This is a genomic window from Thermosynechococcus sp. B1, from assembly GCF_030322985.1.
Lineage (GTDB): Bacteria > Cyanobacteriota > Cyanobacteriia > Thermosynechococcales > Thermosynechococcaceae > Thermosynechococcus.
Map to the genome: position 1 here is coordinate 1,283,173 of NZ_CP096573.1, position 20,104 is coordinate 1,303,276.

Annotated in this window: 22 protein-coding genes and 2 tRNA genes; 11 read left to right on the plus strand and 13 right to left on the minus strand. The window is 52.4% G+C overall.

Annotated features, from left to right (window positions below; translation table 11 throughout):
• Positions 1-6 precede the first annotated feature (6 nt).
• Positions 7-879, plus strand: coding sequence for a ParA family protein (locus tag M0644_RS06550; RefSeq protein ID WP_286627116.1), 873 nt, complete (start codon positions 7-9; stop codon positions 877-879).
• Between the two features lie 16 nt (positions 880-895).
• Positions 896-1,711 (plus strand): ParB N-terminal domain-containing protein, encoded by an 816-nt coding sequence (locus tag M0644_RS06555; RefSeq protein ID WP_286627117.1) that lies wholly within the window; start codon positions 896-898, stop codon positions 1,709-1,711.
• Here the strand turns inward: M0644_RS06555 and chrA are convergent.
• A complete protein-coding gene (chrA, locus tag M0644_RS06560; RefSeq protein WP_286627119.1) occupies positions 1,708-2,937 on the minus strand; it encodes a chromate efflux transporter in 1,230 nt (409 codons plus the stop codon). The two genes, M0644_RS06555 and chrA, sit on opposite strands and share 4 nt — an antisense overlap.
• A gap of 239 nt (positions 2,938-3,176) precedes the next feature.
• Here chrA and M0644_RS06565 point away from each other — a divergent pair, with 239 nt between their 5' ends.
• Positions 3,177-3,347: a hypothetical protein gene (locus M0644_RS06565; RefSeq protein ID WP_190278275.1), complete on the plus strand. Its 171-nt coding sequence runs from the start codon at positions 3,177-3,179 to the stop codon at positions 3,345-3,347.
• A 24-nt stretch (positions 3,348-3,371) separates the two neighbouring features.
• On the opposite strand, the gene M0644_RS06570 is transcribed toward M0644_RS06565, so the two are convergent.
• The gene (locus M0644_RS06570; RefSeq protein WP_149819253.1) at positions 3,372-3,884 is read right to left on the minus strand and encodes a DUF192 domain-containing protein; all 513 of its coding nucleotides are present in this window, start codon (positions 3,882-3,884) and stop codon (positions 3,372-3,374) included.
• Positions 3,865-4,554, minus strand: a complete 690-nt coding sequence (gene nblR / locus M0644_RS06575; RefSeq protein WP_286627120.1) for a response regulator transcription factor NblR — start codon at positions 4,552-4,554, stop codon at positions 3,865-3,867. Before nblR ends, M0644_RS06570 begins: the two co-directional genes overlap by 20 nt.
• 65 nt (positions 4,555-4,619) lie before the next feature.
• On the opposite strand from nblR, the gene M0644_RS06580 reads away from it, so the two are divergent.
• The 3 genes from M0644_RS06580 (at position 4,620) to frr (ending at position 6,009) form a co-directional block, all read left to right on the plus strand.
• Positions 4,620-4,693: transfer RNA gene (locus M0644_RS06580), tRNA-Arg, on the plus strand.
• A gap of 52 nt (positions 4,694-4,745) precedes the next feature.
• Positions 4,746-5,474 (plus strand): UMP kinase, encoded by a 729-nt coding sequence (gene pyrH, locus M0644_RS06585; protein WP_149819257.1) that lies wholly within the window; start codon positions 4,746-4,748, stop codon positions 5,472-5,474.
• The gene (frr, locus tag M0644_RS06590; protein ID WP_149819259.1) at positions 5,461-6,009 is read left to right on the plus strand and encodes a ribosome recycling factor; all 549 of its coding nucleotides are present in this window, start codon (positions 5,461-5,463) and stop codon (positions 6,007-6,009) included. The genes pyrH and frr overlap by 14 nt, the downstream gene beginning before the upstream one ends.
• 1 nt (position 6,010) lies before the next feature.
• On the opposite strand, the gene M0644_RS06595 is transcribed toward frr, so the two are convergent.
• Genes M0644_RS06595 through M0644_RS06605 form a run of 3 tightly spaced genes read right to left on the minus strand, consistent with a single transcriptional unit; the run spans position 6,011 to position 8,637 of the window.
• Complete coding sequence (locus tag M0644_RS06595) at positions 6,011-6,649, minus strand: histidine phosphatase family protein (RefSeq protein WP_149819261.1); 639 nt, start codon at positions 6,647-6,649, stop codon at positions 6,011-6,013.
• Positions 6,650-6,701: 52 nt separating this feature from the next.
• The gene (locus tag M0644_RS06600) at positions 6,702-7,871 is read right to left on the minus strand and encodes a SpoIID/LytB domain-containing protein (RefSeq protein WP_286627121.1); all 1,170 of its coding nucleotides are present in this window, start codon (positions 7,869-7,871) and stop codon (positions 6,702-6,704) included.
• 37 nt (positions 7,872-7,908) lie between these two features.
• Positions 7,909-8,637, minus strand: a complete 729-nt coding sequence (locus M0644_RS06605; RefSeq protein ID WP_149819265.1) for an HpsJ family protein — start codon at positions 8,635-8,637, stop codon at positions 7,909-7,911.
• 214 nt (positions 8,638-8,851) lie between these two features.
• Between M0644_RS06605 and glmU the strand changes: the two genes are divergently transcribed.
• The gene (gene glmU, locus M0644_RS06610) at positions 8,852-10,201 is read left to right on the plus strand and encodes a bifunctional UDP-N-acetylglucosamine diphosphorylase/glucosamine-1-phosphate N-acetyltransferase GlmU (protein ID WP_286627123.1); all 1,350 of its coding nucleotides are present in this window, start codon (positions 8,852-8,854) and stop codon (positions 10,199-10,201) included.
• On the opposite strand, the gene M0644_RS06615 is transcribed toward glmU, so the two are convergent.
• The 7 genes from M0644_RS06615 to M0644_RS06645 all read right to left on the minus strand — a co-directional run bounded on the left by M0644_RS06615 (position 10,198) and on the right by M0644_RS06645 (position 15,166).
• Positions 10,198-10,530, minus strand: coding sequence for a hypothetical protein (locus tag M0644_RS06615; protein ID WP_149819267.1), 333 nt, complete (start codon positions 10,528-10,530; stop codon positions 10,198-10,200). The genes glmU and M0644_RS06615 overlap by 4 nt on opposite strands.
• 54 nt (positions 10,531-10,584) lie before the next feature.
• Positions 10,585-10,656: transfer RNA gene (locus tag M0644_RS06620), tRNA-Val, on the minus strand.
• 52 nt (positions 10,657-10,708) lie between these two features.
• On the minus strand, positions 10,709-11,413 hold the full coding sequence (pyrF, locus tag M0644_RS06625; RefSeq protein ID WP_226972032.1) for an orotidine-5'-phosphate decarboxylase: 705 nt from the start codon (positions 11,411-11,413) through the stop codon (positions 10,709-10,711).
• Positions 11,414-11,437: 24 nt separating this feature from the next.
• Positions 11,438-12,034, minus strand: coding sequence for a DUF3611 family protein (locus M0644_RS06630; RefSeq protein ID WP_286627124.1), 597 nt, complete (start codon positions 12,032-12,034; stop codon positions 11,438-11,440).
• A gap of 30 nt (positions 12,035-12,064) precedes the next feature.
• Positions 12,065-12,901, minus strand: a complete 837-nt coding sequence (locus M0644_RS06635) for a sulfurtransferase (RefSeq protein WP_286627126.1) — start codon at positions 12,899-12,901, stop codon at positions 12,065-12,067.
• Between the two features lie 6 nt (positions 12,902-12,907).
• On the minus strand, positions 12,908-14,059 hold the full coding sequence (locus M0644_RS06640) for an NAD-dependent epimerase/dehydratase family protein (protein ID WP_149819273.1): 1,152 nt from the start codon (positions 14,057-14,059) through the stop codon (positions 12,908-12,910).
• A gap of 93 nt (positions 14,060-14,152) precedes the next feature.
• Positions 14,153-15,166 carry a hypothetical protein gene (locus M0644_RS06645; RefSeq protein WP_149819275.1) on the minus strand — a complete coding sequence of 338 codons (1,014 nt, stop codon included), beginning with the start codon at positions 15,164-15,166 and terminating at the stop codon, positions 14,153-14,155.
• Positions 15,167-15,524: 358 nt separating this feature from the next.
• Here M0644_RS06645 and M0644_RS06650 point away from each other — a divergent pair, with 358 nt between their 5' ends.
• The 4 genes from M0644_RS06650 to M0644_RS06665 all read left to right on the plus strand — a co-directional run bounded on the left by M0644_RS06650 (position 15,525) and on the right by M0644_RS06665 (position 20,050).
• A complete protein-coding gene (locus tag M0644_RS06650; RefSeq protein ID WP_286627127.1) occupies positions 15,525-16,112 on the plus strand; it encodes a Uma2 family endonuclease in 588 nt (195 codons plus the stop codon).
• A 21-nt stretch (positions 16,113-16,133) separates the two neighbouring features.
• The gene (locus M0644_RS06655) at positions 16,134-16,301 is read left to right on the plus strand and encodes an ion channel (RefSeq protein ID WP_149819279.1); all 168 of its coding nucleotides are present in this window, start codon (positions 16,134-16,136) and stop codon (positions 16,299-16,301) included.
• 11 nt (positions 16,302-16,312) lie between these two features.
• Positions 16,313-17,995, plus strand: coding sequence for a DUF3685 domain-containing protein (locus tag M0644_RS06660; RefSeq protein WP_286627128.1), 1,683 nt, complete (start codon positions 16,313-16,315; stop codon positions 17,993-17,995).
• 276 nt (positions 17,996-18,271) lie between these two features.
• A complete protein-coding gene (locus M0644_RS06665) occupies positions 18,272-20,050 on the plus strand; it encodes an iron uptake porin (RefSeq protein WP_286627129.1) in 1,779 nt (592 codons plus the stop codon).
• Positions 20,051-20,104: the final 54 nt, after the last annotated feature.

The window sequence follows — 20,104 nt, forward strand, 5'->3', positions numbered from 1 at the left end:
AGAAGCGTGAAAGTTATTACCATTTATCACAACAAGGGTGGTGTGGGGAAAACTACTGTTGCTGTCAACTTAGCGGCTGCCTTTCGTTGTCGGGAAAAGCGGGTTTTGGTCATTGACATGGACTCTCAAGCCAATACGACCTTTGCCACTGGCTTAATGAGTTTTCTGTTTGAAGAGGAGGATACACTGCGGGATGCTCATATCTTCCATGTGCTCAGATATGCCGATGAGTATCCCATTGAAAAAGTGGTTAGGAAATCCCAGTCTTTTAATCACCCAGAAATTGATGTTGTCCCTGCCCATATTGATTTAGTGAGCATTGAAACCCGTGATCTACTGAAGGAGATTGATGCCATTCATCTACAACTGCTTATGAAGTTAGAAGCACTCAAGGATGCCTACGATATTGTCATCATAGATGCACCGCCAGCTTGGGATCTCTACGCCGAAATTGCCCTGATTGCCTCAGATTATCTAATTATTCCCTCAGATTTTAAGCCCTTTGCCAATCAAGGCCTAAAGTACGTCATATCGTTTGTTAAAGATATTAATCGACGATTTGCAGACTTGCGGGTAAAGTTGGGTAAAAAACCCTTAGATATTGTGGGAATTTTGCCCTCAAAAATTCATGGCCGAACTAGGAATTCAAGTAAGTTTATTGCTGTTCAAGAAGCAATTACGAATAAGTATCCTCTGAAAATTCTAGAGACAATTATCACAGAATGTGTTGATTTGTCCAGTAGTCTCAATCGAGTAATTACAGTTGGTGATAGTGAAATACCAGCACCTCAATCTATTTTTCGCTTTAAGCCCAATTCAAATTCTGCCCGTGAATTCAATGATTTGGTAGATGAACTCAATTGGATCACTCAGTCCTAGTCAACCCTAAAATGCAATGGTCAATAGCAAACGTATTCAATTGACAGCGATTGAACTGAGCCCTGACCTTGTGCCCGCAGATCAGGGAAGGATAGAGGAACTGGCTAGTTCAATTCTCAAAGCAGGTATCTGTTTTCCACCGCTAGTGGTGCGGCGTTTGGGCGATCGCTTAGCCTGTCATCGCTTCAAACTCTTGTCAGGTCATCAGCAGTATTATGCTGCCCAAAAAGCCAATCTTAAAGAAATCAATGCCCTGATTCTTGAGGAAAACGACACGCCAGAAATAGAAGCTGCCATCCTCAATCAAATTCAGCCTAACTCCGCAATTTCTGAGGTAACAGAAGAACAAAAGCAAGAACAAACTACAGATCCTTTAGCTTTTGACTCACCAGCGAGCAACTCCAGCGGAAACCTTACCAAGACACTCCTTCAGCAGCTTCTAGAGCAAAATCAAGCCATTTTTCAGTCCCTAAAAGAAATGGAGGCAGCCTTAGTAAACATCAATGCCAAACTGAATAGCTTACCACTGTCACAAGTGTCACTGTCTACACCAACAACAATGCTATCAGCCTCCTCGGCAGATCGCAACCAACCTCAGTTAAAAATACGCTTGCTTAATCAAGGTTCCGAAGCTGAAATCCAACAGTGGCTTATAAATGCAGGAGTAAGTAAAAAAAGCAGTCGAAAATATATCAAAAAGATTATTGAATCTCGTACTCAATCTCCCTTTCAGTCTCTCATTCATCTTAAAGAAATTTTGAAACTGAAGTCTCAGACCCTTGCAAAACTCGAAAAGTGCCCTGTACCAGCAAGTTTGAGTTTTCCTCTCTAGGCCGTGCCAGTTAACCATTGGCCACCGCATAATCCAACTGTTGCTCCCACAGCAAGGGCGATCGCTGGGTGCCATTTGAGGCGCGTAATCGCTACAAGGGAAAAGACCAAGAGCACGCTATTGAGAATGAGACTGACGGGCTGATCGAGGTGGAGAATGGCAGGCGCAAGGTTAATGGCTGCTGACAACACCATACCCACCACCGCAGGATTGACCCCTGCCAAAAATTGCTTCACCCGTTGGAGATGCTTCACCACTTGATAGTAGTGGGCAAGAGCAAACATCAATAATAGGGAGGGCAAAAATAAGGCCACCATTGCCAAAAAAGCACCACCAATACCAGCAACACGGAATCCCGCAAAAGTGGCAATGACAGCGATCGGCCCTGGGGTCAATTGACTAATAGCCACACCATCAATAAATTCCTGCTGCGTTAGCCAATGCAACTGATCAATCAACAGTTGTTTCAACACGGGGATCAGGACAAAGCCACCACCAAAGAAAACAATGCCCACTTTGAGGAAGGTAAGCACTAGGGTCAGCCACTGAACGGGTTGAGAAGAGGCAGTGGCCATTTGGGCAGCTTGGTGGGGTAAGGTCTGGAACGCTAGGGGTAAGCCAACGAGGGCGGATTTTTGGGAAGTTTGGAGTTTTGTGGTTTTTGTCGGTGGGCTGAGTTGGAGAATGAGACCAATAATGCCACCACTGCCAAGGATGAGCAAGGGATTAATGTGGGTCAAACTGCCGAGACAGGCCGCAATGGCGATCGCGATCGTTACCGTCGAGCGCACAGACTTTTGCCCCATTGACCAGACTGCTGCCAAGATAATGCCAATGACCACTGGCGTTAGCCCCGCTAGGGCACCTTGCAACGAGGGAATCGTATGAAACCCAAAATAGAGCCAAGATAGTAAAATCACCGCCACCACAGACGGCAGCAGAAAGGTCAGACTACCCAACAGACCACCCCAAAATCCATGGAGACGATAGCCAATAAAGAGCGCCGTATTGACCGGGAACGATCCTAGGATTTGGCTGAGGGCAACCCCGTGCAGAAATTCATCAATGGCCAAGAGCCGCCGTCGCTTAACAAACTCATTTTCCATGAGGGCGATCATGGCAATTCCACCGCCAAAGCCAATACTGCCCAGTTTCAGAAATACAGCGGTCATTTCCCAGAGATTCAGAGGCAGGGGGGACGACGACTCTTCCTCGGACTCCAGCATGGCTTGTTCCCTCGCGATGGCTGTAGCTAATTATATTTTCTTATATTGCCATATAGTTAAACAACAAACAAGAGGGGGTAACGGCAATTGTGGATAAGGTAAAAAATGTGAAACAAACCTTGACAGGGTTTTGGCGCTTAATTTAGGATTTTGGCTAAATTATATTAGCCACAAAACTTCTTGCAAAAATTTAGACTATGCTCGACAAGTTCTCTAAATCACCGACCTACCTAAAGACTATGACCGCTATTGGCATCGTGGGTCTAATTTTTACTCTAATTGAAGAAAAAAGTAGTGAAAAAAAAGGAGATACAACGGCTGTAGAAGAGGCTAGGAAGCTAAGGGAGTTTATTACCAAAGCTACAGCACGGAATTTAATTAAATTGCTTTGGAATAATAACAACCCTTAAGAGTTAAGGAACCCTGTCCATCAATCAAGGCGCCAAGTACTGTATCTCTACAGGATCATTGACCTTAAGTCCCAATTCAGCGGCGCGGCCACCCGCCAGCTCTAAAACGGCATCCACGGGAATCCCGGATTCGTAGGTGGGGCAAGGGAGTGTTTGACAAGGGGGAGCTTCGGGGGCGATCGCCACTACTTTACCGTCCCTGAGAAAAATCAAGTCAAGGGGAATAAGGCAGTTCTTCATCCAGAAGCTGGCCACTTGAGGCGGAGAGATGGGAAACAGCATCCCGCGATCGCCCGGCAATTCAGGACGAAACATCAAGCCCAACTGCTGCTGTGCCGGCGTGCGCGCCACTTCCAACTGAATCCATGTATCGTGAATGCGTGCCTTGGCCGTAATGGGTAGATATTGCGGAATGCCGCGAACCATTTGCGGGGGTGCGGCCGGATCCCCTTGGCTCAGACTTTGACAGCCCAGCAGTAACCCCAACGTGACCAATCCCAGAACCAACCCGCGCATCTTACGCTTCACGGAGAACATAGCCCACTCCTCGCACTGTGTGAATTAACCGTTTTTCGCCATCGGGTTCAATCTTCAACCGCAGATAGCGAATATAGACTTCAATGACGTTGGATTCTCCCAAAAAGTCATAGCCCCAGACATTTTCTAAAATTTGCTCACGGGTAAGGACTTCGCGGGGATGCTCCATGAGAAACTTCAGTAGTTCATACTCCTTCATCGTTAGATCGATCGTGCGCCCATTGCGCTCCGCCCGCCGCGTCAAGAGATCAAGGGTCAAATTATCAAATCGCAACACCTCACTTTGGGTGACTGGCGGCTTCAGATAAAGCTGAATCATTTGCAAAAAGGGCTTGGGACTATAGGGCAGCAGTAGGTAATCATCGGCACCCGACTCCAGCACCGCCACCCGATCCTCTAGGCGATCGCTCTCCAGCATCAGTAGAATTGGCAAACTAATCCCCTGCTGGCGCAACCGCTGGCACAACTCCATACTGTTGAGCCGCCCCAAATAGCGGTCCATGATGATCAGGGCAGGCTGCCATTCTGCGCAGGCCAAGTGACATTCCTTTTCCGTTGTTGCAATCACAGGGTCATAGCCTGCGGCTTGGAGGTCTTGCCCCATGCGCTGTGACAAGTGGTTGTCAGCGCAGACCAAAAGTAAACGTGAAGGGGGAGAATTTAGCTCCATCTCAATCATCCCTACTATGAAGATCTTACTTTCAGCTTATGCCTTGTGGGAAAATGTTCAAAAATGCGCCCGTAGCTCAGCGGAATAGAGCACTCGCCTTCTAAGCGATTGGTCGTTGGTTCGAGTCCAACCGGGCGCGTCTAACCTGCTATCGTTGATGGGGAGCGTATTGGAGTGCAAGAATCCTCGCAATGAGTCCTAAATATCGCCGCGTATTGCTCAAATTGAGCGGTGAAGCCCTCATGGGCAACCTGAACTACGGCATTGATCCAAAAGTGGTGCAGGCATTTGCCAACGAAATTGCTCAGGTGGTGCAAGCGGGAGTTCAAACTGCCATTGTGGTGGGGGGTGGCAATATCTTTCGCGGTGTGAAAGGAGCGGCTGCTGGCATGGATCGGGCGACCGCAGACTACATCGGTATGATTGCCACCGTTATGAATGCCCTGACCCTGCAGGACGCCCTCGAACAAATGAATGTCCCTACGCGGGTACAAACTGCCATTGCTATGCAGGAGGTAGCCGAACCCTATATTCGTCGTCGTGCCATTCGTCATCTGGAAAAGGGACGAGTAGTGATCTTTGGGGCAGGATCAGGAAATCCCTTTTTTACCACTGACACAACAGCCGCCCTGCGAGCTGCCGAAATTGATGCGGAAGTCATTTTCAAAGCCACTAAAGTAGATGGCGTCTATGACGCCGATCCCCACAAAAATCCTAACGCGCGTCGCTACCGCAGTCTCACCTATACCCATGCCCTTACCCACAACTTAGCAGTGATGGACAGTACAGCGATCGCCCTGTGTAAAGATAATGATATCCCCATTATTGTGTTTAGTTTAGAAACGGCCGGTAATATCTACCGTGCCTTGACTGGGGAACCCATTGGTACGATGGTTGGAGGCTCCTGTGAAATTAGCTGATGTCGAAGAGCGGATGCAAAAATCGGTTGAAGCAACCCAGCATGACTTTAATAGTATCCGCACGGGTCGCGCCAACGCGGCGTTATTAGACCGGGTGATGGTGGACTACTACGGCACGGAAACCCCCCTGCGCTCCTTGGCCAATATCTCTACCCCCGATGCAACCACGATTTTGATTCAGCCCTACGATCGCTCCACATTGGCCAGCATTGAAAAAGCCATTCAACTCTCTGACTTAGGATTGACGCCCAACAACGATGGCTCCAGCGTCCGCCTCAATATTCCGCCCTTGACCACAGAGCGACGCAAAGAACTGGTGAAAACTGCCGCCAAAATTGCCGAAGGGGGCAAAGTTGCTATTCGCAACATCCGTCGTGATGCCATTGATCACATCAAAAAAGAGGGCAAAGCCGGCGAACTCACTGAAGACGAAGTGAAAGACTTGCAAGAGAAAGTGCAAAAGCTCACCGATAAATACATCGGTAAAATTGATGCCCTGCTCGCCGAGAAAGAAAAGGACATTATGACCGTATAGGCTAGGTGCCCGGCGAGTGCCGCAGTTCGGGACTCAGGTGCGATCGCTCCGCAAGGGCAAGGAGCAATGGCCCACGGGAGGTATATTCGACAATACTGACACTGGCTACTGGGGCAGCAATGCGATCGCGAAATCGTCCCACATCAATACCCAGAAGACCACAGAGCATAATCCGAATGGTGGCCTTGTGGGAAACCAGCAGAACATTGCCGTCGGGATACTCCCGCTCAATTTCTAGGAGAACGGCATTACTGCGGTAGTAGATGTCAATCCCCCGCTCACCCCCTGTGGGGGCATTCCAGCCCGGATCCGCCAGCCAGCGCACATAGTCATCGTGGAACTTGGCATTCACCTCTTCCGGGGAGAGGCCTTCCCACTGACCATAGTAAATTTCCCGCAGACCATCGCGAACCTGCATCTGGAGACCGACGCGATCGCACAAAAACTGTGCCGTGGTTCGCGTGCGCAACGTGGGACTGACAAAGACGGCTTGCCAAGGCAACTGAGCATAGTGTTCGGCAAAGGCCTCAGCCATCGCTAGACCGGCATCCGTTAAGGGTGGATCCAGTTCTCCACAGTAGGCATTGGCGCGACTAAAGCTAGTTTGCCCGTGGCGCAAGAAATAGAGTGTTAAGACCACAACCTTCACCCCATACCGCTAGGGGCAGCATAGTCGAGGGGCACAAAGCTCGTCAACGCTGAGTCGTGTCCAATACACTCAATGTAACGCCTTGGTAATAATGCCCCAAAATTTGGTCGTAGGTGTAGCCCTGTAATGCCATACCGTAAGCCCCCCATTGACTCATGCCCAAGCCATGACCGTGACCTCGGCCAGTAATTGTAAAGGCCACTGGCACACTGTGCCCCCCTTGACTGGCCACATTGCCATACTCTGGCGTAATTGTCAGTAGGGTACTGCGCAATCCCAACACCCGCCGTAGTTCACTGCCTGAAATGGTGCGGCTACCCGCTGTGCCCACCACTTGCACTGCCATGACTCGCCCTTGGGGGGACAATTGCAAGGGGCGAAAGCCAACGATGGTACCAATACCGGGGAGGCGTTGTTGCAGTTGTGCCGCGGTGAAACGCACCGTCCACTGAAAGTTGGGGGAGACTTGGTCAAAGTCAGGGGTACCGCGCAGGTAGGGAACGGCATTTTGCCAAATGTGCTCTGAATTTTCAGTGTGACCCCCTGAGGAGGCATGGAAGACGGCTTCAATGATTTGGCCATTGTAGGTGAGCACTTGACCGCGGGTGGCGGCAACGGCAGCTAGGGTACTGGCGGTTTCTGAACTGACCCCCGGATACACCTGATGGGTGACGGTGGCACCCACATCAAAAAGACTACCGGGACGACGGCGTTCGCGATCGCGCCGAAAGAGGACAAAGGAACGGGAGGCCACCGCTTGAGCTTTGAGGGCTTCCAGCGGCCAAGAGGGATACATTTCCTTACCAACGACACTGGGCAGATACTCCTCTAAATCCACAAGGTTGATGGCGATCATCCCCTCACTGGTACTCACCAATTGCAACCGCCCGCGATACCAGCGATCGCCCACCCGGACGAGGCCATTGTCTCGAGGTTCGAGGAAAACTTGCCGCCCCCGCACACCCCCTGCTTGTACCCCCGCCCCCGTGAGGACCGCCGTAATATTCTGCTGCGGTGCCACTGTCAGCACCCGACCCGCCTCATCCCGTAATTGCGCTGGGGTGGAGCTACTGATTGTTACTTGGCGTACCCGATCTAAAACCGCGACCCGCAATTCCACTGCTGCGGCCGTCAGTTGTAGGAGCAGGCTGATCAAGCAGCCAAGACCCAGCGACTGCGACAGAAGACGCCAACGCACAATGAGGTAAGGCATATTCTACTCCTCAGGTAGGCGGCAATGGTGACGATGCCTAGCGGTGCTCGCGCAGACCACTCCAACCAATGGTAATAAAGCCCACTGCCAATAGAAAACTACGAATGCCTACCCTTAGACGATTCACAAAGGCTTCCTGTTGCGCTCGATTCACCGCTTCTTGTTGCTGGTTGCGGATGCGCTCCCGTGCCTGACCCGCTTGTTTATCAAGGGCTTGGGGGTCTTTTTGTAACTGCTCGAGAATCGCCCGTTGATCGGGGGGGAGTTGATTGCTTTTCAGGAGTTGCTCCAGTTGACCGCTACTGGCCAGTTGTTTAATTTGCTGCTGTTCCTGCTCAACCCGAATTTCTGCCTGTGCTGCCTCTTGATTGATTTGGTTGACCGCCTGTTCCATAATTTGCCCCGTAATCGATAGGTAGAGGGGAATCCCCAGCAGGCAGAGCAATCCCAGCAAACTCGAGAGGACAAAGACCCAAAATCGCCAATCCTTGAGGGCAGGTTCCCCCGGCTCCGGCTGCGTCGTACTGCCAGAAACCGCTTGAATCCAAAAGCCAGTGTAGATAAAGACAAACCCAATCAAGGGGGTGGCACCGCGCTCAATGAATTGGTTGACGACCGTGAGTTGCCACTGGCTGTTATTGAACTGGGGAGTAATAAAGAGGATACCCCACTCGACCAAAAAGGTGAGGAGCAGGATGATTCCCACCAGTTTTAGGAACTGAGCCGCCAAGGGGACAGGTCGCTTGGTTGATTTGGAAGCGGTCATGGACTGTGAGTGACTCGTCAACTACTGCATCAACCTTACTGGATTTTGGTGCCGTTGATTCATCTTGGACCCATTGACTCGCCTATGGCGCTGCTATCTTTGGCTACCGCAACCTTGGTATACTCCAATTGTGCATGGCGCTGATGCGGCTGGGCTGCTTCTCCCCAGTATTGCTCGTTCGCCATCCCTTTGCGCATTGAGGCACAACAAATCCATGGTCATTGTGGCAGTCTTAGCGGCAGGACGAGGCACACGGATGAAATCCTCGCTGCCAAAAGTTCTCCATCCCCTAGGTGGGCGATCGCTGGTGGGCTGGGTTTTGCACCAAGTTCAATCTCTGCAACCGCAACGGCAGTTTGTGATCATTGGTTATGGGGGAGACACAGTGCGGGCTGCCTTAGCGGATCAACCCCACGTGGAATTTGTCGAGCAGCGCGAACAACTGGGAACGGGTCATGCGGTACAGCAGCTTTTGCCCCACCTCAAGGACTATGAAGGCCATCTTTTGGTACTTAACGGCGATGTGCCCCTCTTGCGTGGCGAGACGCTAGCACACTTGCTCGCAGTTCACCAGCAACACAACAATGCAGCCACCATTTTAACGGCACAAATTCCCAACCCCCAGGGCTATGGCCGTGTGATTTGTGACAGTCAGAATATCTTGAAGCAAATTATTGAAGACCGTGACTGCACCACAGCCCAAAAGCAAAACCGCCGCATCAATGCTGGGGTGTATTGTTTCCACTGGCCCCAACTTGCTGCTGTGTTGCCCTATCTCCAAGCCAACAATGATCAGCAGGAATACTACCTCACGGATGCCGTCAATGCCCTCAGTCCTGTGATGGCGGTGGACGTGGAAGACTATGAGGAAATTTTGGGCGTTAACGATCGCGTGCAGTTGGCGGCAGCCTATCAAGTGCTGCAAAATCGCATCAAAAATGCTTGGATGCAGGCGGGGGTGACCCTGATTGATCCGGCCAGTACCACGATTGAAGACACCGTTGAGCTAGCACCGGATGTGGTGATTGAACCCCAAACTCACCTGCGCGGCCAAACCCGTATTGGCAGTGGTAGCATCATTGGCCCCGGCACTTTGATTGAAAACAGTGTGATTGGCGAACGGGTGACGGCTCGCTATGCCGTGATTAGCGACAGTGAGATTGGCCATGATACCCAAGTGGGGCCTTTTGCCCACATCCGCCAGCAAAGTCTGGTTGCCGATCACTGCCGCATTGGTAACTTTGTCGAGCTAAAAAAAGCGCAGTTGGGCAGTGACACCAAGGCCTCTCATCTGTCCTACCTAGGCGATGCCACCTTGGGCGATCGCGTCAATATCGGGGCAGGAACCATTACCGCCAACTACGACGGCGTGCGCAAGCACCCCACCTATATCGGTAGCGGCACCAAGACCGGGGCTAATAGTGTTTTAGTGGCTCCGGTAACCCTCGGCGAAAATGTTACGGTGGCGGCGGGTTCAACGGTGACAGAAGATGTACCGGATCATGCCCTTGTCATTGCCCGCTGTCGTCAAGTGGTCAAGCCCAACTGGCACCCCAAAGCCTAGCCCGCCCCACAGCAGGGTTCAATGCCCAGCCGCCGCAGGAGCAGATCACTCACCGCATTAGCAACCGCAAACTCGCTATAGAAGCTTTGGGAAAAATCAAACTCTTGCAACTCCGTGACCAGAGCCAAGAGAATGCCGCCAAGATCATGCTCCCCTTCTAGTCGCTGACGGCGGTACACTTGGGCGGCTCGCTGGGCGATCGCCAGATTCACAGCTTCCGGTAAATACTCGGTGTTGAGCCAATCGAGAAGAGCTGCCTCCAACCATGCCGCATCCGCAGTGCAGTCACCACAGGGGGGAAGTTGAAGCGGCGGAATTGGGGTACTCATGGCAGAGTCCTAAACTCGTCTGATTAAGTTCATCTTATAACTTGCAGTCAGCAATGGGCGATACTGGATTCGAACCAGTGACCCCTTCCGTGTGAAGGAAGTGCGCTACCACTGTGCTAATCGCCCTAGTTCAGACAGTTTTTAATCATATCTTGGTTTGCAGGCTTTTGTAAATCGCTCAGACGAGGCGGCGGCAAATTTCATCAAAGGTTGCGGCGGGATCCGCTGCTTGTAAAATCGGACGGCCAATCACAAGATAAGAGGCACCAGCAGCAAAGGCGGCATTGGGCGTCAGCGATCGCGCTTGATCCCCTGTGGCAGTACCAAGGGGGCGAATCCCCGGACAAATTCTCAAGAACTCCTCTCCGCAGCGTTGTTTTACCCGTGCCGCCTCCTGAGGAGAGCAGACAATGCCCGCCAGTCCCGCTTGATGGGCCAGATCAGCCATGCGTTCAACATAGGTGGCCGGATCAAGGGGAATCTGGAGTTCTTGCTGCAGGGTGTTTGCGTCAATGCTGGTGAGCAAGGTCACCCCAATGAGTTGGGTGGCGCTTCCCCCTAGAGCCGCCTGCGCGCTTTTCAGACCCGCTAATCCCGTTGCCGCATGGATAGTCACAAAGTCCACGCCATAGGGGGCGATCGCCCGGGCTGCGGCGGCCACCGTATTGGGAATATCGTGGAGCTTCAAATCGAGAAAGATACGCTTCCCCTGATCCTTGAGGACATCGAGAATAATCGGCCCACTGGCACAAAAGAGTTCTAGCCCCACCTTCCAAAATTGCACTTGGGGCAGCGTATGAATAGTGGCGATCGCCACCTCCAAATTGGGCACATCCAAGGCCACAATAATTTTGCTGGCAACAGCCTCTTGAGAATTAAACAAGTCTCTTGGATCTCCTCAGACGATTCACAGGGGACGGCGCACACAGCGCAACAACCACAGCGCCACAATAATACCCGTCAACTGAGCGGCAATCGTATTCACCTTCGCCTGAATCACAAAAATCTCCAACGGCTCAATCAAGACATTAGTGGCATAGACCGCCGCCCCTTGGGGAATCGACAGCACCTTGAGCAACAACATTCCCACATTCCACTCGGCGGCAGCCACCGTAAAAATCATGCCAGCAATATTTACCCAGAGACCAATATTCAAGCTGCGGATCACGTGCTCCTTGGTCGGGCGTTTTTCTGGGCGATCCAAGCGTCGTCCCAGTTGCGGATAGCGATAGCAGCAGTAAATACTCACGCCTAAAAACACTAGACCAATAATCGCCAGCACTAAGCCCAGTGTGGGACTATTCATGCCATTTTGCGGACGATTGATATTAAATTGGCGACTAAAGATAACAATGATAATAATCAACAGCGAGACAAAGCCAAGGACGACCTGTGTCCAAAAGCCAATCCAGCCAAAGCGTTGCAGTTCACGGCCAAGACGGTGGAGAGGTTGGGTCGTACTGCGATGGGATGGTGGGGGGGCATTACCGGGAAGACGTTCCATGGTCGGGTGAGGAAGAGGGCTTAGGCTTGATCATAGCGAACGGCCATGGGGTGCCGCCAAGTAGGAACACCAATCGCTCCAACTGCCCGCATAGAGCTTGGTTTGATGCAGGCCAGCGATCGCCAGCCCCAAAATATCCACACAGGCGGTTACCCCCGACCCGCAATAGACAATGATTTGCTCAGCCGCAGCCAAGGGCTGCCAGTGGGCTTGCAGTTCGGCAACCGATTTGAGTCGCCCCTGTTCATCGGAGATGGCCTGCCACGGATAATTCACTGCTCCGGGAATATGACCTGCCACGGGGTCAATCGGTTCAATTTCACCGCGATAGCGACGGGGTTCGCGGGCATCCACAATCACTGTCTGGGGGGCAGCTTGAGCAGCCATCACGGCAGCGCGATCCACTACCCACTCCGGATGAGGATGGGGCTGGAAATTGCCCGGCCGAGGCGAGGGAACCTCAGTGGTTGTCGGATACCCAGCTTCGACATAGGCGCGATAGCCACCATCAAGCACCGCTGCGCGATCGTGCCCCAACCAGCGCAAAAGCCACCAGCAGCGAGCCGCATAGGCAAACCGTGAGTCATCGTAGGCCACCACTAGCGTCTCTGGAGTTACCCCGATCTCATTCAGCCGTGCTGCTAATTTCTCGGGATCAGGTAAGGGATGACGGCCGCCATGTTCTTGCCGAGGGCTGGAGAGATCCTGCTCTAGGTCGAGATAATAGGCACCCGGCAGGTGCCCTTGGGCATACTCCCGTTGCCCGCGCGTCGTGTCCATGAGGTCAAAGCGGCAGTCCACAATCACAACCGTTGGATCTGCCAAATGCTCAGTCAACCAAGAGGCCGTTACGGCATAGGGGAGCATAGGAGCTTAGGCGCGCCATTTCACTTTCGGGAGAATGTGATTGACATCCACTCGGTCTTTGTATTTGATGGCAAAGTTCAGCAGGGAGTCAAGGAGCGAATCCGACAGGTAGTGGGGTTGCAGTCCCAGATCCAGCAATTTGGTGTTTTTGGCGTTGAAGTAGTGCTCTTCTTTTTCAACACGGGGGTTTTCGAGGTGCTGGATTTCCACCTTGAGGCCGAGGGCTTTACCCGCTTCTTGAACTTTGTGGGCAAGGTCGCCCACACTAAACTGTTCTGTAAACTGGTTGAGGACGCGGAATTCACCCGGTGCGGCGGGGTTGTTAACGGCCAATTCGATACAACGCACGGTATCGCGAATATCCAAGAAGCCGCGAGTTTGCCCCCCCTTGCCATAGACCGTCAGGGGATGACCAATGGCAGCTTGAATACAGAAGCGATTGAGGGCGGTGCCAAAGATACCGTCGTAGTCAAGGCGGTTGATCAGCAATTCATCCATGCCCGTTTCTTCGGTGAGCACGCCATAGACTACCCCTTGGTTCAAATCGGTGGCACGCAAGCCCCAAATGCGGCAAGCAAAGTGAATGTTGTGGCTATCGTGAACTTTACTGAGGTGATAGAAGCTACCGGGCTGCTTGGGATAGGGCAATGTATCTTTGCGACCATTGTGCTCAATGGTGATGTAGCCCTCTTCAATGTCAATGTTAGGAGTGCCGTATTCACCCATGGTGCCCAGTTTTACAAGGTGGCAGTCAGGGTTGTGGGTATGGATAGCGTACAGTAGGTTGAGGGTGCCGACCACGTTATTGACTTGGGTGAGGACGGCGTGTTCCCGATCAATCATGGAGTAGGGGGCGGAGCGCTGTTCGCCAAAGTGGACGATCGCCTCGGGCTGAAACTCCAGCATGGCGCGCTCAAGGAAGTGATAGTTACAAATATCGCCAATATAAAGGCCAATCTTTTTGCCAGTGAGATCCTGCCAGCGTTGCAGACGGTGCTGAATGGGGGCGATCGGCGTGAGGGTTTCGACACAGAGTTCAGCATCCCAGTGACGCCGAATGAGGCTATCCAAAATCGCCACATCATGGCCACGATTTGAAAGGTACAGGGCTGTCGCCCAGCCGCAATAACCATCACCGCCAATTACGAGGACTCTCATGCTAACCGTGCTGAAATCGATAATTACTCCGCCAGCCATTGAATGGCTTCCATACCACGTTACCAGTAATGGGGACATCGGTGATCCACTGGTTTAGAATTCGGGAGGAGAATCTAGGGCATTCGTTTCGCTTTCTGAGAAGATATGCAGTTTAACAATTTGTCCCGCTAATTCAATTTGCACCATATCCCCAGAGAGAAAATCCAAGGCTTCTAATAGGGCCTGTAATTGCGGTGTGCTGGCACCCGATGCTTGGTAGAGGCGATCGCTCAAATGGCTGAGGCGCTGCCACGTGGTATAAAGCCGAGCAATGGTGCTTTCCAGTTGCGCTGCCTGCTGGAGAAGATCGGCAACGGTTTGCAGTTGCTCAAGGCGCTGGGCTTCGATCAGGACTTGTTCCAGATCCACAGGGTGGGCGTTGAGGGCTTGAATTTGGAGAGCGGCCTCCAGATAGCGGCTGAGTTGGCGAGCCGTCGCTGTGATTTCCTTAACCGTTTCCACACTGGGGTCGCTGGCCAGCTCTTGGGAGAGTTCCTGCTGCTGTTGGGGGGGGAGCTTTTCTAATTCTTTGACTAGAGGAGCGATGTAGCGGGGGGCAAGGGTGCGATCGCTGGCCTTTTGGCGCACCACTGGCGGTAGGAGATCAGAGTGCAGAGCCGTCCATTCCGCTTGCAGTTGGCGCACTTCACGGTGGGTAATGCGATCGCCCGCTGCTGCGGCTTGGGTAATCAGGGCTTGCACCTCAGGATCCGCTGCGGCGGTTTCCAAAAAGGCGCGTTTACTAAAGCGAGCAATGGCTTCGGGGGGCAGGGGACGTTCCTTGAGCAATTCATCGGCGCGATCGGCCAACTGAATCAAATCATCGGCACGGCGTTTACTGATTTCGTGTTCCTGGAGCCACTGCTGAAAGCCTATCCCCCGTTCATCCCCTTGATGGCGATAGCGATCGCGCACCGCCCGTAGAATTTGCCCCCGCCAGATCTCTGTTTGTAGATCAAAGCGCTCACACACCTGCCACGCTTGGCGCACCTGTTGAAGAAATTCCTCCTCAGAGAGGGGAGTATCCGCAGCCGGAATGGGCAAAACAAAGTCAGGCGTTGGCTCCATTGGTCGGCGAAAACCACAGCTTCAGCAGTATAGCCTATCCCAAACAGTAGAGATAACCATCCCGTGCGGCAATATAGGCAATATAGACCTTGCCGTCCCAAACAACAGGTGAAATTCGCTGTCATCGGGAACCCGCGTTTGGGCTTCACACCATTAGCGGAGGGTCAAACTGGCTACCAAGGCTGCATTTCCCCAGAGGAGTAAGCGGTTGATTTGGCGACGTTTCACTGACAGACTTTGTCCCAAGAATTGACCACGCTCAAAACCCTAGTAGAAGAACATTTCACCGTGTACCCCATATGTTAGAAAGGGGCGTTGAATTGCTTAGGATTGAACTATCGCGTTGACGGGAACTCTGATGACCACAGTATTGGAGCCAGCGGTCACGTACCTCACTCCGGAAGCTTACTTAGCTCAAGAAGTGGTGGCAACGGAACGTCATGAGTATCGCCAAGGAGAACTTTACACTATGCCCGGGGGCAGCGTTAATCATAACGAGTTGGTTCGTTCCTTAACTGTTCTGTTGAGTTTGGCACTCAAGGGACAGCCCTACCGCGTCTTTGTCACAGATCAACGCCTTTGGATTCCGGAAACGCAGTCGTACTACTATCCTGATGTCATGGTGACGCCGAAGCCGGTGCCCTTGGTGGCGGGACGCAACGATGTGGTGATGCAGCCGATTTTCATTGCTGAGGTTTTATCGCCTTCGACAGCGGATCGCGATCGCGGGACAAAATTTTTCGACTATCGCCAGATTCCAACCCTGCAAGAATATCTCCTGATTAGCCAAGATCGCCCCTGTGTTGAACAATATTTGCGGCAGGCTGAATATCAATGGCTGCTCACGATTTGGCAAGATATTACGCAGGAACTACTACTGCCCTCGTTACAGACTTCCTTAAAACTCAGTGATCTCTATGCAGACGTTGAGTTAGGTGAGTCCTAAAAAGAATTCCTTGACTGACCTGTGCCATGCCTTACCCATCTCACCAGCGTGGGCTATGGCGATATTACTGCCACAAGTCCTTTAGCGATGGCGATCGCCAATCTTGAGGCCATTTTTGGTCAAATGTATTCAGCAATTGTCATGGCACGGCTGGTCAGTCAATATCTGAATAGTCCCAACCCCAACTAAGTCTTGCGCAAATGTCGATGTCCCCTATCACTGCTGATGCCTCCCCCAACTTTGGTCTCATCATTGTCGAGGGAGAGGATGTGGTGCGCCTTGGCCTTTGGACAGGAATTCAGCAGCAGTTGGGGATTGAGCCGCTGGTCTTTCACGATGGCCATGGTCTGATCACCTATCTGGAAAACACGCCCCTCGATCAAGAACGCACGCCTTGGATTGTTCTCTGTGATGCCCAACTCACAGTGAATGATGCCACTACCCCTTGGCTGTGGCAGTGGTTGAAGCAGCACTATCCTGCCCTGCGGATAATTCTCACTGTCCGACCCGCTGCCCTTGAGTTAGTTTCCCTTGCCCAACAGGCGGGTGTCGAAGGCATTTACCATCGCAATACGGCGCTGAGTGATCTCTTGGCGGGAATTCTGGCCATTGCCCAAGGGGAAATCGTTCACACCGTCACGCCCCCAAAACCCCCCTTGAGTGTGCTCTTTCCCAATCCGTGGGATCGTTGGCGGTATCAGGTTCTGCAGCAGGGATTGGGGGAAATGGATGCGTGGTTACAGGGTTTGGATCAGTACTTGGGGCGATCGCGCCTCTCTGCCCTCGAACGGCTGGTGTGTGAAGGTCGCCATCGGGAAATTCGTGCTGCCCGCTGGTTAGTCTCCCGTTTCTTGCCACACCCGAGTCAAGCCCCTCCTGCGCCAGTGGTGCCCCCTGTGCGTCCGCAGATTGAGATCATTTCCCAATTGGTGGATCGCTGCTTACAACGGATGCAGTCGGATCTCTTGAACCTAACGTCGCGGCCTTTGGAGTTAGAGGTGCTCACCCTACAACAGCGGCGGGAACTGCTCTATACCATCCTGCGGCAGTGGGATCTCCTCGTGCGCACTTTACAAGCAACACCACCCAGTATTGAATTTCTGCACCAGCGGGATAGCTCCCTACTGCAAGACCTGTGGGAACAGAGCCTGCGGGAGTTTTTTCGTCCCTATCGTTTTGCCCTCGGCAGTGACGCCGATCTGATTGAGCAATTGCTCACAGAAAGAGAAACTGTGGCCAGCGTTTATCTGAAGCCAATCCCCTTTGTGGCGGAGATGCTGGCTCATTTACTGGTGCAACAGCCCCTCGTGATTCATCAGCAGACCTATCGCTACGGCACCGCTGCCGCCTTGGAAATCCTCGATGCCCTCCTTGATCATTGTCTCCTCACTGTCGCCAATGGCATTGTCTATCCGCTGCTGAATCGGTGTTGCTATAGCGCAGTGATTCAACAGACATTTTTTCAGCCGCAATACACCTCAACGCGGGAAATGGAACGCTTTCGCAACGCTCTCTCTTGGCATTACCGCTGGCAACGGTGGGTCAAGGAACCGCAAAACATCTTTGAAAGTCGTTTGGTCTTACTGCGGCTCACGGAGCGGGGGATTCAGGAACTGGCACTGACCGTACCCCGTCATCAGGAACTGATGCAACTCGAGGGGATTCCCTACGCTCTGACCTTGGCGCTGGAGGCGCGCGATGCTTTAGCCCCCCCAGTACGGGCAGTGGTGGCTTGGGTCGGCAAGGGAGTGGTGTATCTGCTGACGCAGGTGATTGGTCGCGGTTTGGGACTCATTGGTCAGGGCATTTTGCAGGGCATTGGTCAGTCGGTTAGCAGTGGCTGGAGTCGCTCTGAAGCCCAAAAAACCTCATCCAAACCTTGAGCTGGCCTAATTCTTAAACGGCTCCTAACCTTGAGATAACCTTAAGCCAACGAACACGGTGTTAGAATCTGGCTGGTAAGTAACTATCTCTGCCCCTTGGGGGATAGTTTCTATGAGATGTGCTAAAGCCTCTGTAAGAAAGTCTGATAGCTCAGCTTGCTGGCAGATGAATAACTTTAGCGAGCATCTCAGTAGGATCAATAATTGAAGGAGAATTCTGTCTTAGGGACTCGTTCTTTAGGACAAGTTCATTGAGGAGTGAAGGAGTAAGACGTTATGTCCCGCATTTTTCCGGGGTTGGTTTTGACCTCGCCTGTTTTATTGTTGGGTGTGCTGGCAGGTGCAGCAACAGCCGCTGATACCGCTTTGAGCAACTTCAGTAGCACTCAGTTTCAAACCCCTACTGCTGGTGCTGAATCCCTAACCACACTGCCCACCAGCACGACACTTGTTGCCCAAAATCGCCGCAGCAACCTCTCTGTGCCCTCAGTGGCCGAACTAGAAGTGGGGCGTGTCCCTACGACATCGAGCATGGGTCAAGTGACCTCTGTAAGCCAACTCTCGGATGTGCGCCCTACAGACTGGGCCTATCAGGCCTTGGCCTCTCTTGTCGAGAAATACGGCTGTATTGCCGGTTATCCCGATGGCACCTTCCGTGGCAATCGTGCCGCTACTCGTTATGAAATGGCAGCCGCTTTGAATGCCTGCCTCGATGTAATTAGCGATCGCTTTGCCACCAAGGAAGACCTTGAAACCCTGCGCCGCCTGATGCAGGAATTTGCCAATGAACTCGCCGTCATCAAAGGCCGCGTCACCAACCTTGAAGGCCGCGTCGCCAACCTCGAAGCCACTCAATTTGCCACCCTCACTAAGCTCAACGCTACGGTTATCTTCAACGTCTCCGATATATTGACGAACGAGCGGGCACTACGTCCTGGTCTAGGTGGTGCGCAACCCGCAATTGATGATAACACTGTTGCTAACAACCGCGTTCGTCTCAACCTCGATACCAGCTTCTATGGCAAGGATCGCCTACGGTTGCGCTTGCAAGCAGCTAATATTACTGGTTATGCCGCATTGATGGGCACCAATATGGGGCGCCTTGGCTATGATGGCACTAATAACAACCAATTTGAACTGCAAAAAGCCTTCTACAGCTTCCCAGTGACCCGTCGCGGTCAAATGATCCTAGATTTTGTGGGGGGTGAGTTCAACGACAATGTCAACAATTTCAACCCCTTCCTCCAATCCAGTGATACGGGTGCCCTCTCTCGCTTTGGGCGTTATCATCCCATCTACCGCGCAGGAAGTGCTGCCAATGCTGCGGGTGTGACCTTTAAGTACGACCTCATCCAAAATAAGGAACGGGGCACCGGCGTCACCCTCAATGTGGGCTACCTTGCACCCTTTGCCAACGACCCTGATCGAGTTGCGAACAATGGCCTCAATGGCCTCTTTGATGGTGCCTATGCCGCCTTGGCCCAAGTGGATGTGCGCCCCATGAAAAACCTCGCCTTGGGGGTGACCTACACCCACTCCTATGGCCTTGATCCCTTTGGGGGAACAGGTAGCTCTGGTTTCCGCTCAGCGGCAAACCCTTTGGGGAATGCAGCTAACAACGTGCCTAACCAAGCAGCGGATGCGGTGGGCTTCCAGTTTACCTATCGCCCGATCAAGCAGTTGAATGTTGCGGGCTGGGCAGGCTATGCTAATGTTTATGGTGTTCGACCCCCTGCTCTAGCAGGTGGCCGCCGTGAGGCTGAAATTGTCAACTGGGCCATTACCTTTGCTTCCCCTGACCTCTGGCGGAAGGGAGATCTGCTGGGTCTTGTTTTTGGCCAGCCCCCGCAGCTCATTAGCATCACAAACGTCCCTGGTGATCCTGGCGAAAGTTACACGCGCTTCAACTCCTATCACCTAGAGGGCTTCTACCGCTTTGCGGTGAGTCGCAATATCTCGATTACCCCTGGGGTGATTGCCATCTTCAACCCCAACAGTAACTCAAACAACGATCCCATCGTTGTTGGCGCTGTGCGGACAACCTTTAGCTTCTAAATCCTCACCGACCTGTTTCCCCCTCCCTGTGAGGGGGATTTTTTTATGTGGGGA

Excerpts from the sequence above, each read along its gene's own strand:
- glmU (WP_286627123.1), top strand. The coding sequence starts at position 8,852 with ATGGTCATTGTGGCAGTCTTAGCGGCAGGACGAGGCACACGGATGAAA.
- M0644_RS06660 (WP_286627128.1), top strand. The coding sequence starts at position 16,313 with ATGTCGATGTCCCCTATCACTGCTGATGCCTCCCCCAACTTTGGTCTC.
- M0644_RS06640 (WP_149819273.1), bottom strand. The coding sequence starts at position 14,059 with ATGAGAGTCCTCGTAATTGGCGGTGATGGTTATTGCGGCTGGGCGACA.
- pyrH (WP_149819257.1), top strand. The coding sequence starts at position 4,746 with ATGAGTCCTAAATATCGCCGCGTATTGCTCAAATTGAGCGGTGAAGCC.
- M0644_RS06635 (WP_286627126.1), bottom strand. The coding sequence starts at position 12,901 with ATGCTCCCCTATGCCGTAACGGCCTCTTGGTTGACTGAGCATTTGGCA.
- M0644_RS06630 (WP_286627124.1), bottom strand. The coding sequence starts at position 12,034 with ATGGAACGTCTTCCCGGTAATGCCCCCCCACCATCCCATCGCAGTACG.
- M0644_RS06650 (WP_286627127.1), top strand. The coding sequence starts at position 15,525 with ATGACCACAGTATTGGAGCCAGCGGTCACGTACCTCACTCCGGAAGCT.
- M0644_RS06555 (WP_286627117.1), top strand. The coding sequence starts at position 896 with ATGGTCAATAGCAAACGTATTCAATTGACAGCGATTGAACTGAGCCCT.
- M0644_RS06665 (WP_286627129.1), top strand. The coding sequence starts at position 18,272 with ATGTCCCGCATTTTTCCGGGGTTGGTTTTGACCTCGCCTGTTTTATTG.
- chrA (WP_286627119.1), bottom strand. The coding sequence starts at position 2,937 with ATGCTGGAGTCCGAGGAAGAGTCGTCGTCCCCCCTGCCTCTGAATCTC.
- M0644_RS06570 (WP_149819253.1), bottom strand. The coding sequence starts at position 3,884 with ATGTTCTCCGTGAAGCGTAAGATGCGCGGGTTGGTTCTGGGATTGGTC.
- M0644_RS06645 (WP_149819275.1), bottom strand. The coding sequence starts at position 15,166 with ATGGAGCCAACGCCTGACTTTGTTTTGCCCATTCCGGCTGCGGATACT.
- M0644_RS06600 (WP_286627121.1), bottom strand. The coding sequence starts at position 7,871 with ATGCCTTACCTCATTGTGCGTTGGCGTCTTCTGTCGCAGTCGCTGGGT.
- nblR (WP_286627120.1), bottom strand. The coding sequence starts at position 4,554 with ATGGAGCTAAATTCTCCCCCTTCACGTTTACTTTTGGTCTGCGCTGAC.
- M0644_RS06565 (WP_190278275.1), top strand. The coding sequence starts at position 3,177 with ATGACCGCTATTGGCATCGTGGGTCTAATTTTTACTCTAATTGAAGAA.
- M0644_RS06615 (WP_149819267.1), bottom strand. The coding sequence starts at position 10,530 with ATGAGTACCCCAATTCCGCCGCTTCAACTTCCCCCCTGTGGTGACTGC.
- M0644_RS06605 (WP_149819265.1), bottom strand. The coding sequence starts at position 8,637 with ATGACCGCTTCCAAATCAACCAAGCGACCTGTCCCCTTGGCGGCTCAG.